This window comes from Microbulbifer variabilis (assembly GCF_023716485.1).
Taxonomy (GTDB): Bacteria; Pseudomonadota; Gammaproteobacteria; order Pseudomonadales; family Cellvibrionaceae; genus Microbulbifer; species Microbulbifer variabilis_B.
In genome coordinates this window covers 2006227-2018640 of record NZ_CP092418.1, presented here as the reverse complement: position 1 = coordinate 2018640, position 12414 = coordinate 2006227, and the positions used below count along the sequence as shown (strand labels likewise).

The following is a 12414-nucleotide window of genomic DNA, read 5'->3' as shown; positions in this document are numbered from 1 at the left end:
CCAGGAGCTAAAAACCCCGGATCTGATAAATGTGAATTCGGGGATTTAGTTAGATACGGATCTCATCGAATTACTATCAACAATAAACTGCCATGACAAAAGTTCTTGTTACTGGATTTGAACCCTTTGGCCATACACCAATCAACCCGGCCGAATCCGTGATGCGTGTACTGGATGGCACCCGTATTGGCAGCGCTGAAGTCTGCGGTCTACTTGTACCAAATAATTTTTTCGAATGTATCGAGATCGTCACGAGGGCTATTAACGAACTTCGCCCACAAATAGTGATGATGCTCGGTGAATATGCCGGCCGTGCAGTTATCACTGTAGAGAGAATCGCACAAAACTATAATGACTCAACACGCTACCGCCTTAAAGATAACCGCGGGGTGGAGATGCAGGATGAGCCCACCATACCCAATGGCCCGGTGGCCTATCGCAGTAATCTACCGCTTCGCGCCATGGTGAAAGCCATGCGCAATGCCGGCGCTCCCGCAGATATTTCCGACACTGCCGCCACCTTCTGCTGTAACCACCTGATGTACGGGGTACTTCACTATATTATTACCAATCAGCTGGATATTCGCGCAGGCTGGATACACCTTCCTCAATTACCTCAAGTAGCCGCGCTGGCAGAAAACATCGGCACTCCCAGCATGTCGAGAGAGACAGCGGCTCTCGGAGTGCATGCCGGAATTGAAGCTGCACTGGGGCACACTGAGGATATTGATGAACCTATTCTCTCCAAGCCCCAAATTTAGCCCGGTTTCAGCGTTGTATATTTACACCGCCTGATGCCCAGAGAGATGTATTTCTAATGAATAGCAAGCCTGCTCCGATAGGCTCACAATCAATAATTCTTCACTTAACTCATGGGTGGCGTATCCTTCCCCACTATCTTTTAATAGCCCGTCGCTAACCGATAGCAGTATCGCCCTGGGCACTGATTAATACGAACGCAATTCTGCAGGGTTTATCTCCCCGATTGACCCAGTTATGAACGGTAGCTCGCTGAATTAAAGCATCACCTTCCGATAAGTGGATTACCGTATCCTCCCCCATCTCCATGTCGATCTCTCCGGAGAGTACAATTGCATAATCCAAGCTATCTGTGCGGTGTATACGAGGAGTTACCCCAGGACCAAACTCCACCACCTTGAAGATTGAGCCACCAGGTATCACAGTGCCAACCTCACGTGCGCCCTTATCACTATTCTCTGAGTCAATCTCTACGGGCAGCTCAACTGTTGTCCAGAATTGTTGCTGTTCCATATACGAGCGCCAGCTAGATATATGTTCACCGCTGTCATCTAGAACCACAATAGGTCTACCAGAATTATCATGCCCTGTTACTACACGCCTTAAATTTAGCCCCATACCCTTCTCCACTCAGATTTCAGATCAACTTAATCAACAATAGATGCCCCCTAAAATTTGATAGGTTAAAGTAGGCAAGCAAATAATGAACATCACTGTCATATATTGTTACTGTCCAACCCAATAAGTAATAGCTCCCCTATAACAAAGCTATAACTTTTAATATCAAGCATTCAATTACCATACATAATGAGATTCTAGAGACACTAAAGACACTCCAAAATTCTGATAGCAGATACATATTAATTTATTGAGATATTTTACTTACAAGCTAAAAAGATCCCCTCACTTCCCCTAAAGTCATGATTAATTGGACGGCATGAGTAAGCAAACGGAACTTCCTTATCAACATCGATGGTGGGTACTAGGCGGCCTTGGACTTGGCCTAATGATCATCAATATTGATGTCACCGTGATCAACCTTGCGATCCCTACTATAGGAGAAAATTTTTCCGCAAAAATATATCAGCTGCAGTGGGTTAACAATATTTATCTTATTGCCATGGGCGGGCTAATCATTACTACGGGTAAGTTTGGAGATCGATTTGGTCATAAAAACACCCTCATGCTGGGCATAACCATTTTTCTTCTAGGATCAGTAATTGCTAGTGCAGCCCCCAACCTTGAGACCATAATCGCCGGCAGGTTTATACAAGGATCTGGCATGGCAGCCTCTTTCGGCATGATTTTTGTTCTAGCGGAAAGCCACTTTCAAAAGTCTGAACAAGGCCTAGCCGTTGGCCTACTGGTGATCTTTACCGCTACAGCTCAGTCAATAGGCCCGATTCTAGGCGGCTTTATTGTCACCCACCTGGGTTGGAGATGGGCCTTTTTAATCAATATTCCTGTATGCTTGCTATGTCTCACCATCTTGCAAATTTTCGCAAAAAGAGATTCTCAAAACAAAAAAATATATATTCATTACAAATCAGGATTTCTTATTCTAGCGGCCTACCTCCTAATATTACTTTCACTTAACCTTGAACCTCACAAAGGAATAGCCAGCTTTCAGTTTATTCTACCTCTTGCATCCTCTTTAGTTATCTTAATTTTTGTTTTCCTTTGGCAGAGAACCCTATCCCAACCATTGATAAACCTGAACCTACTCCAAAACAAACTTTTCCAAGGATTACTTATAACTCGCGCATGCTTTCAAATGATATTTGGCTCTTTCCTATTTATTTTACCTTTATACCTAGAGAATATACTTGGCTATGAAGCTGCCAAGGTTGGCCTCATCATTCTCACAATGACAATATTCTTATGTTTTTCCTCAATTGCGGCTGGAATATTCAATAATAAATTCAACCCCATCCCCTCCATCGTCTTTGCCCAATTTACCTGCCTAACAGCTGCTCTATCACTAATACTGATGCCAGATAAACTGTCCTGGCATTACCTCATATTCGGCATGGTTTTTATGGGCATTACTGCTGGAATAATGTACTCCTCAACCAATCTTGCAGCAGTTCAAAGTGCCCCAAAAAATGAAAAGGGAGCAGCTTATGGGCTGTTCATCTCTAACACCTACCTCTGGTATGCTGCAGGAATATCATTCACAGGAATAATAGTAAGCACTGTCAGTGTCCGAACTTTCACAAAGCTCTCAAAAGAAACTCTCTCCAATGAGCACCAAGTTAATATGCTGGATGTTCTCCCCTTTATAACTGGAGCTCAACCTCTTAAAAAAATAACAAGAGTTTTCCCAGATTCTTCGCTACATTCTCAAGTTTTGGAGTGGGGACAAGCATCATTTCACTCTGGATTTCATTCGTTAATGATCGCTTTTCTCTGCTTATCTCTCACTGGGTTACTGGCTAGTTTACTTTTCAGAAATACCACTCAGTTTCTTAGCAAAGATGGGGCATTATAAGTAGTCATCAGTTACAAATAGTACTCAGTGCCAAATAATTACTACTTTGTAGGAGTACAATAGCCCCATACACTCACACCCCTTAATCCTCTATAATTCTCTGCTATGCCAGAGTTACCAATTTATTCCGCCCTACCAGAGTTATTCAAAGCACTGGAAATACACAACAATGTGGTACTGCAAGCTCCTCCTGGCGCAGGCAAGACTACCGTTGTTCCCTTGGCCCTGCTCGAAACCGATTGGTTGGGGCAACGCAATATCATTATGTTGGAGCCTCGTCGCCTGGCTGCGCGCACGGCTGCGGCACGTATGGCTGCCCAGCTCGGAGAGAAGCTAGGCGAGACTGTGGGTTACCAGGTACGCGGGGAACGGCGGCGAAGTGCGAAAACCCGTATCCTGGTTGTTACCGAAGGTATTCTTACCCGGCTGCTGCAGTCTGACCCGGAACTGTCAGAAACCTCGCTGGTTATTTTTGATGAGTTTCACGAGCGCAGTCTGCAAGCCGACCTATCCCTGGCACTGTGCCTGCAATCCCAGGAATATCTGCGCGAAGACCTGAAACTATTAGTAATGTCTGCAACCCTGGAAACCGAGGCGGTAGCCAGGGTGCTCGGCGGTGCGCCAGTGGTCAGTAGTGAGGGGCGCAGCTTCCCCGTACATATCGATTACCTTGGTCAGCGGGAGGAGCCGGAAGATCACCGCTCTATGCCCGCGCTCATGAGTCGCAAGATTTTCGAAGCACTTCGCAAAGAGTCAGGCAGTGTACTCGCATTTCTTCCGGGAGTTTCAGAGATTCGCAAGGTAGAGGAGTTACTGCGCGAACAACTCGCCTCTGCGGATGATCTCAAACCAGATAGTATTATTCTCGCCCCACTCTATGGAGACTTGACCCGCGAACAGCAGGATCAGGCCATCGCTCCGGCCGCTCCCGATCAACGCAAAGTGGTGCTAGCAACCAATGTGGCAGAAACCAGCCTGACGATTGAGGGAATCCGCATAGTTGTGGATTCCGGCTTAATGCGAGAGTCTCGCTTCGATCCTAACAGCGGTATGAATCGGCTGGAGACCTGCCGAATCTCACAAGCCTCTGCCACCCAGCGCAGCGGCCGCGCCGGGCGCCTCAGCGAAGGGTTCTGCCTGCGACTGTGGAGCGAGGGCCGCCAACGCAGCCTCAGCAGTAAAAACACCCCCGAAATAATACGCAGCGATTTGGCCCCCCTGGCGCTGGAATTAGCCCAGTGGGGAGTCAGTGATCCCACCGAGCTGAGCTGGCTGGACCTTCCCCCCACAGGTCCTCTAGCCCAAGCCCAGGCACTATTAAAGCAACTGGGCGCACTAGACCAAGACTTGCGCATCACTCCACACGGCAGCGCCATGCTCACCCTGGGTTGCCATCCACGCCTCGCCCATATGATGCTTCGCAGCCTCGACTGGCATCTATCACAACAGGCCTGCCTACTCGCGGCGCTACTGTCAGAGAGGGATATCTTCCGGGGAGAAGCACGCTGGGATAGAGACATCAGCAAACGTATCGAAGCACTACAGGCCCATTCTAAGGGGCAAAATATCGACCGCGGTGCGGTGCAACGTATTCGCCAGCAGGCCAACACTTGGCAGGGGCAATTAAAGGATTTCAAGCCGCAAGAACCTCGTAACAGCGATAGCATTGACCAGGCCGATAGAATCGGGGTGCTATTGGGGCTCGCCTATCCGGATAGAATTGCCAAAAGCCGCCAAGATAGTGCACGCCGCTACCTGCTTTGCAGCGGCCGAGGCGCATATTTCTCGCACGAAGACGCCCTGGCTCTCGGCGACTTCCTTGTGGTTGCCGAACTGGATGGACTGGGGCGCGATGCGAGAATCCAGCTGGCCGCTCCAATTTCAAAAAACGCCTTACAGCGCTGTTTTGCCGACCAAATCGAGCTAAATACCACTATTCGCTGGGATGATACCGCCGGGCGTGCCGAAGCCCTGGAGCAGGTCATACTGGGCAAACTAGTGCTGCAGCAGCAAGTCGCCAAAGATGTTCCATCAGAGTTATTGAGCCGGGCACTACTCGATGCCATTCGCCAGAAAGGACTCTCGCTACTGCCCTGGAGTAAAGAAGCCCTGCAATTTCGCGCACGAGTGGAATTTTTGCGAACAGAGGAAAGTGGTCAATCTCTACTGGGAGACACTCCGCTACCCAACTTGAGTGATGATACGCTGTTGCAGGACCTTGAGCGCTGGCTATTACCGCATCTACATGGCTTCCATAAATTTGAGCAGCTCAAGCAGCTGGACCTGCTCAATATTCTGCGCGCACAACTCGACTGGGCCCATATTCAGCAAGTTGATGAGCTGGCTCCCAGCCACTACACCGTACCCAGCGGCTCACGCATTGCTATCGATTACGAAGCATCCCCACCAATCCTGGCAGTGCGCTTACAGGAACTCTTCGGCCTGGCACAAACCCCCGCAGTTTTGCGTGGGGGATACCCGCTAATGATTCACCTGCTCTCCCCTGCTCGTCGCCCGGTACAGATCACTCGCGATCTGGCTAATTTTTGGGCAAACACCTACGAAGAGGTCAAAAAGGAGTTGCGTATCAAATATCAGAAGCACTACTGGCCAGATGACCCCCGTACCGCGGTCGCCACCAACAAGACTAAAAAGAGAATGGATAACCCCAGGGGCTCCTAAGAGCCCCAAATCAAGCTTTTCAGCCCTATTAAGTCAGCATTCAGCAATCCCCCACTAGATTGCAGCAATTTAAGTTGGCGTTTGCCAATGGGGAACAATATCTGTACTTTTCTGCCAATAGATTACTAACAGACAAAACATCTAAGCTTAACTATTACATCTAGTTGGAGAACGACCTTGCATAGGAAGCTAGCGCTATTTTTCAGCCCACTACTCTTTCTTGGCTGTAGTGATGATTTACCTGACATCATTATTCCCGTAAATATCGATTACGATCAAGAAATGCGCCTGTTTGTGGAGGATATCAGCAAGTATGCAAAGGACCTTGAGCGAGACTTTATTATCGTTCCGCAAAACGGTATTGAGCTGATCACCACCAATACCAGGACCAATGGCCCGGTAGATGACGCCTATGTGAACTCTACCGATGGTATCGCCCAGGAGGCGGTCTTCTTTGGGCAGAACGGTAATGTAGACCAACCCACCAGTGAAACTGAAAGTAAGCGCCTGCAGGACTATCTCAACCTGGCCAAAGAGAAAGGCCGTGAAATCCTGGTGACCGATTTTGCCAATAGCGAACGCAATATTGACGAGTCTTACGAGAAGAACGAAAACGCCGGCTACGTCTCCTTCGCTGCCGACGATACGCTTCTGGACAATATTCCTTCCTACCCAGAAAAACCTTTCAATGTGAACAATGACGACATTGATAAACTGGAAGATGTCAAAAATTTCCTTAATATCACCAATACTACGAGCTTCTCCACACCCCAGGAATTCGTGGACAAGTTATCCGAAACCGACTACGACCTGCTGATCATCGACTTATTCTTTAGGGATAACCAGACCTATACAGAAGAGCAGATCAAGCAATTAAAGAAGAAGAACAATGGCAGGAATCGCCTGCTGATGGCCTATGTCAATATTGGCATGGCCCAGAGTAACCGCTACTACTGGCAAAGCTCCTGGCCCGCCGATCCACCGGCCTGGCTACTGGACGAAGTCCCCAATGAATCGGGCAACTATTACGTGGAGTACTGGAAAGCCGGCTGGCAGGACATTATCTATGGCAACAACAGCTCCTATATCTTCAGGATCGTAGATGCGGGCTTCGATGGTGCTTATATGGATGGCATCGACGTTTTTGAGTATTTCGATTCCCTCGAAACCGAGGAATAAGCGTAAACCTCACTTTCATGGAGCCTAAAACTCCACCCATCACCAACTGGATGGGTGGAAATTGGGAATCAGGCCGGCTGGGAGTCCTTGTACTGAGTCACATACTGGGACAGTCGGCCGGACATCTCTTCCGCCAGCTTCTGCAGGGCGTTGAGGGGACGTATCATCACCTCAAACTCCACGATCTTGCCATTCTCATCAAAGCGAATGATATCCAGCCCCTTAAGGCTCTTGTCACCGATGCTGGCCTTAAACTCCAAAGCCAGGTCGTGACCTGACTCGGTGGTGAAGCTACGATCGTATTCAAAGCTTTCAAATACCTGCATCACTGTATTGAGGATCAGGCAGACCGCCGCAGAGCTGTGGTAAGGCTTAAAGAACGCCGGTGAGCGGAAAACCGCATCCTCCGCAACGATAGTGGGCAGGCGACTGAGGTCCCGCTCCGCAACCATCTCGTGCCACAGGGCGATTGACTCCGCTATTGGGTTATTGGTATTGCTCATCGAGCATCTCCTGTTCAAGCATATGTTTTTGTAAAAACTCCCGACCATCGGTACGGCCGAGCTCGTAAGTCTTTTGTGCCAACTCAGGGTTGGTGTAGTCCCAAACGCTGAGATAAGGCGGCCGCGAGGGCTGCACATAGGTCCAAAGCTGCTCTCCGCGGCGCCTGGTAAAGCGGTTTGGGTAACGGGGGTAGCAGCGGCTGAGCAGTATCAGCACCCGCCCCGCCTCACTATCCAGCCCAGCCACGGGGATATTATCCACGACCCCACCATCGAGTACGGGATCTCCTGCACGACGCAAACGCGGTGTAAAAGGCGGCGTACAGGATGAGCAAAGAATGAGCTCCACTAACTCTTCCACACTCTGGCAATCCTGTGCGCGGTAAAAGTTCTGCTTGAAGCCCAGCCCCAGAGCTATTTTTGGATGAAGACTGCGCAATAAGTGCTTATCGGTGTAATAGGCCAGAGCCCCCACCCCAAACGCCAACCCAGCAGGCAAAAGGCGCGGCGGGTGTACAACACCAATCTGCAGATCTGCGGCCGCACTCAGTGGCTCAAGGCCATCGCGAAATAACTCCAGCATGGCATTGCGGTAAATGCCGTACTGGGGAAACACCCGCTCTTTCTTTAGCACGTTGCCCCAATAAGCGTTCTTGCGGTTGGCGGCAAAAGCCGACCAGAAGTGCTCCCTACCCTCCTCAATTCGCCCCATCAGGATCAGGCTTGCCATCAACCCCCCAGCAGAAACTGCGGTTACCCGCCTTGGAGAAAGCCCGATTTCTGCGGCAACAGACTCCCAAAAGCCAATCTGCCAGGTACAGCGACCGCCGCCACCTGCAAATACAACCTGATCAAACATGCATCCTTTCCTGTTCAATGGGCAAACTGCCCTTATAAAGCCTAAAACCGCTCTCCACTTAGGGCACCGCCGCACAAAGCTTATATGCAACTAATTGCATAAGCTAATGGATTCAGCAGGCTAGTGCAACCAGGGGCCTCAGCACTGCCATCCCCGGTATTTCCACCAAGAAAGCAGCCCCCTTTACTCCCACGCGGAGCCACCCAACTTTTAAAATTAACCAACAAAATTAACTTAAAGCGCGATTAGGTCATCACTAAGGGTTGAGCCCTCTCTAAGCCTTCTCAATACGGCCTTACCATCAGCTCGACCTATCTCCAAAGTCTTGTTAACCGCTTCCGGGTTAGTGAAATCCCACACTTTAATCGGCAACGTTTTAGAGGGCTGCACATAGGTCCATAGCTGTTCACCTTGACGCTGGGTGAAACAGTCAGGGAAATCACGGAAGCGACTGGTTAGCAGGATTAACACCCTGCCCTCTTTGCTATCCAAACCGCCAACCGGCACATTGTCCACGATTCCGCCATCCAGAATTTCCCTGCCATTCAGATGGAGCCTTGGAGTAAATGGGGGGGTGCAAGAGGAACTCAGAATTAGATGTTCCAGTTCATCCATATTCTTACAATCTTGAGCGCGGTAAAAATTCTGGCGGAAGCCAAGTTTAGTGGCTGCCGTGGAGTGCAGATTGCGGGTAAATCCCTTGTCGGCATAATAAATAACTGCACCAAAAGTTAGCGCCAAAGGGCCGTACATCCAGGCGGGCGGGTGGCTAACCGCCAGACGCAGCTCAGCCACACTCTGCAGGGCCTGAGGCCCGTTTTCAAACAGCTGTCGAATCCCATCGCGGCAGATAGCGTATTGAGGAAAAACCGCCTCCTGCCTAAATAAATTACCCCAATAGATATTTTTGCGATTGGTACTAAAAACTGAGCGAACATAGTCCACCGCCTCCGGGCCCCTGTCGATCAGCAGTAAGCCCGCCACAAGACCACCCGCCGACACAGCACTCACCACTCTGGGGGATAGATTGATTTCACCAGATACAGATTCCCAAAAACCAATCTGCCAGATACAACGGCCGCCACCGCCGGCAAAAACTACCTGATCAAACATTGAAAAGCTCCCTGTTACCACTGTACCGCTCTTCCTGAGCCGGCACTTACCGAACTTCCCCCGTTGAAGAAATCTAATCTGTAGCAATCATCTCTTGGCAACTGTTTATGCCGGTTAAAATACCGGGTTACTTTTTCTGCGAGCCCGTATAAAAACCCCGCTCAGCCAACATGTTCTGCATAAATATACGTCCATCGCGGCGCCCTATTTCATAAGCATTGATCAAGCCTTCAGGATTAGTGAAGTCCCAAACACTAATGGGGGGCGACTGTGATGGCTGCACATAAGTCCACAATTGCCTGCCTTGAGACTGGGTAAACCAATCGGGAAAGCCCCGATAGCGACGGGTCAGTAAAATAAGCACTCGCCCTTCACCAGGGTCAATGCCCTCAACCGGTACATTGTCCACTACCCCACCATCCAAAACTTTTTTCCCCGCCAAACTCAACCTTGGCGTAAATGGTGGTGTGCACGATGAACTCAGGATCAGCTGCGTAAATTCTCCGATATCAGTACATTCCTGAGCGCAGAAAAAATCCTGTTTGTAACCCAACCGCCGCGCCACTTTTGGATGCATTTTGCGGTGCAAATATTTGTTGGAATAATAAATTGCCCCTCCAACAGCCAATGCCACTGATGCTGGCAGCCAATTGGGTGGCCGGGAAACAGCAACCCTGAGTTCCGCGGCGGATTTCAAGTCTTTAAAGCGGTCGCTAAATAGCTCTTGGATACCTTCCCTATAGATTTCATAATGGGGAAACACTGGCGCCTTGCCCAAAAGGTTTCTCCAATACACATTGCGAGGATTCGCATTGAATACCGATGAGAAGTAATCCACCGAAGCAGTTGCTCTACCAATCAATATCAAACCTGCAATCATGGCCCCCGCAGAAACCCCTGTGAGCACTCTCGGTTTGAGCTTTATCTGGTCGGCAATCACTTCCCAAAACCCAATTTGCCAGGTACAGCGGCCACCCCCACCGGCAAATACCACCTGATCAAACACCCTTTAATTGCTCCACCTAGCAATAACCCAATTCTTCACTTGGCGCTCCCCTCTGGAGAATATGCCGCCAGGAATGCCTCCCCATCGGCATAACCCGCATCAAAGGCCTGCCACACACTCTGTGGATTGGAAAAATCCCAGACGCTCACCGGCAAGGGCCGGCTCGGCTGCACATAGGTCCAGAGTTGCTCACCCTTTTGGCAACTGAAATGATTTGGGTACTGGGGGTAATTGCGGGTTAACAGAATCAGTACCTGGCCTGGCCCCGGCTTAAGCCCACCTACCGGCACGCTATCTACGATACCGCCATCCAGAACCTCTCTACCCCCGTCCTGTTGTCTGGGCGTAAAAGGTGGCGTGCAAGAGGAGGAGAGGATCAGTTTTTGCAGATCTCCCACATTGTTACAGTCTCGTACCGAGTAAAAGGACTGTCGATAACCAAGGCGCTTGGCGGTGTTTGGGTGCAGAGAACGAGTGAGAAAGGTATCGGAGTAATCAATACCAACTCCGATAATTAGTGCTAAAGAGCCATTTAACCAGCCCGGCGAATGGCTAACTGCTATTCGCATTTCTGCAGCCTCTCGCAGGCGTTCAAAACCACCCTCAAACAGTCGGTTCATACCATTACGGTAGATGTGGTGATGGGGAAATAGCGGGTCTTTACGAAAGAGATTGCCCCAGTGAACATTACTGGGATTTTCCTCGAAGGCCTCGGCAAAATACTCTACTGCATCCAAGGACTTGCCCATCAATATCAGGCTGGAAACCAGGGCGCCGGCTGAGACGGCACTCACCACCCTGGGTCTAAGTTGAATCCTGTCTGCAACAGACTGCCAAAACCCAATCTGCCAGGTACAGCGCACTCCTCCACCGGCGAATACCACCTGATCGAACATAGAACTCTATCCCGGCCTGCCCGCTATAGCCACTGAAGTCAGAGCGCCCACAAGGCGCCATACACCCCTTTTGAGCGTGGATACCACCCCAGCTACAAATCCAAGAGGTCTTTAAAATATATACGGGGCAGGCAAAGTCCGGGGCGGCCCAGGCGCCTTCAGAAGTTAATAAGGGGTGCAGCGACAGGTAAGAAGGGAGGCAAAATCATAAGAGGAACTAACCAGTTCAGATAAGCAAGAAAAAAGGCGAAGTATTACTTCGCCTTTTAATGCTCTCCGGGAAGAGCATACGGACCCAACTATTAGTAATAAGCCTGAGACTTATCAGTGTGATCGGTAATATCTTTAACACCGGCCAGTTCGGGGATTTTCTCTTTTAGAGTTTTCTCAACACCTTCTTTCAAGGTCATATCCACCATGCCACAACCCTGGCAGCCGCCGCCAAACTTCAACACGGCAAATTTATCCTCTGTGACCTCCACCAGGCTCACCTGGCCCCCGTGAGCCGCCAGCCCGGGGTTTACCTCATTGAAGAGTACATAGTTAATACGGTCTTCTATTGGGCTGTCATCGGTGATCTTCGGCATTCGCGAGTTGGGCGCGCGAATGGTGAGCTGGCCACCCATTTTATCGGAGGAGTAGTCAACCCTGGCATCGTCCAGGTAAGGCACACTGCGGCCTTCAAAGTAGGCCTTGAGGCCGTTCATCTCCATCACCACATCTTCTGCCTCCTCCTCGCCGGGGCGACAGTAGGCAATGCAAGTTTCGGCACTGGGAGTACCTGGATTGGAGACAAACATACGAATCGCGATTCCCTCGCAGTCCTGCTTGGCCAGCAGTTCCTTCAGGTACTCCTGCGCGGATTCAGTGATGGTGACATTCAGTTCTGACATAAGCCTTCTCAAATAACCGAGCTTCTTTGTCGG

11 protein-coding genes are annotated in these 12414 nt (G+C 49.9%); 4 read left to right on the top strand and 7 right to left on the bottom strand.

The window, feature by feature from the left end:
• Window positions 1-92 precede the first annotated feature (92 nt).
• On the top strand, window positions 93-761 hold the full coding sequence (gene pcp / locus MJO52_RS09025; RefSeq protein ID WP_252085608.1) for a pyroglutamyl-peptidase I: 669 nt from the start codon (window positions 93-95) through the stop codon (window positions 759-761).
• Between the two features lie 154 nt (window positions 762-915).
• Here pcp and MJO52_RS09020 read toward each other — a convergent pair whose 3' ends face one another.
• Window positions 916-1377 carry a cupin domain-containing protein gene (locus MJO52_RS09020; protein ID WP_252085607.1) on the bottom strand — a complete coding sequence of 154 codons (462 nt, stop codon included), beginning with the start codon at window positions 1375-1377 and terminating at the stop codon, window positions 916-918.
• A 319-nt stretch (window positions 1378-1696) separates the two neighbouring features.
• Between MJO52_RS09020 and MJO52_RS09015 the strand changes: the two genes are divergently transcribed.
• The 3 genes from MJO52_RS09015 (at window position 1697) to MJO52_RS09005 (ending at window position 7111) form a co-directional block, all read left to right on the top strand.
• Complete coding sequence (locus MJO52_RS09015; RefSeq protein ID WP_252085606.1) at window positions 1697-3250, top strand: MFS transporter; 1554 nt, start codon at window positions 1697-1699, stop codon at window positions 3248-3250.
• Between the two features lie 105 nt (window positions 3251-3355).
• The gene (gene hrpB, locus MJO52_RS09010) at window positions 3356-5932 is read left to right on the top strand and encodes an ATP-dependent helicase HrpB (protein WP_252085605.1); all 2577 of its coding nucleotides are present in this window, start codon (window positions 3356-3358) and stop codon (window positions 5930-5932) included.
• Between the two features lie 177 nt (window positions 5933-6109).
• Complete coding sequence (locus MJO52_RS09005; RefSeq protein WP_252085604.1) at window positions 6110-7111, top strand: endo alpha-1,4 polygalactosaminidase; 1002 nt, start codon at window positions 6110-6112, stop codon at window positions 7109-7111.
• A 68-nt stretch (window positions 7112-7179) separates the two neighbouring features.
• Here the strand turns inward: MJO52_RS09005 and MJO52_RS09000 are convergent, their stop codons facing one another.
• From MJO52_RS09000 to nfuA, 6 genes are all read right to left on the bottom strand, one after another.
• The gene (locus MJO52_RS09000) at window positions 7180-7614 is read right to left on the bottom strand and encodes a nuclear transport factor 2 family protein (protein WP_252085603.1); all 435 of its coding nucleotides are present in this window, start codon (window positions 7612-7614) and stop codon (window positions 7180-7182) included.
• Window positions 7598-8473 (bottom strand): patatin-like phospholipase family protein, encoded by an 876-nt coding sequence (locus MJO52_RS08995; RefSeq protein ID WP_252085602.1) that lies wholly within the window; start codon window positions 8471-8473, stop codon window positions 7598-7600. Before MJO52_RS08995 ends, MJO52_RS09000 begins: the two co-directional genes overlap by 17 nt.
• Window positions 8474-8707: 234 nt before the next feature.
• Window positions 8708-9586, bottom strand: a complete 879-nt coding sequence (locus MJO52_RS08990; protein WP_252085601.1) for a patatin-like phospholipase family protein — start codon at window positions 9584-9586, stop codon at window positions 8708-8710.
• A gap of 127 nt (window positions 9587-9713) precedes the next feature.
• Window positions 9714-10592 (bottom strand): patatin-like phospholipase family protein, encoded by an 879-nt coding sequence (locus tag MJO52_RS08985; RefSeq protein WP_252085600.1) that lies wholly within the window; start codon window positions 10590-10592, stop codon window positions 9714-9716.
• Window positions 10593-10627: 35 nt separating this feature from the next.
• Window positions 10628-11488: a patatin-like phospholipase family protein gene (locus tag MJO52_RS08980; RefSeq protein WP_252085599.1), complete on the bottom strand. Its 861-nt coding sequence runs from the start codon at window positions 11486-11488 to the stop codon at window positions 10628-10630.
• Window positions 11489-11790: 302 nt separating this feature from the next.
• Window positions 11791-12381, bottom strand: coding sequence for a Fe-S biogenesis protein NfuA (gene nfuA / locus MJO52_RS08975; RefSeq protein ID WP_252085598.1), 591 nt, complete (start codon window positions 12379-12381; stop codon window positions 11791-11793).
• Between the last annotated feature and the right edge of the window lie 33 nt (window positions 12382-12414).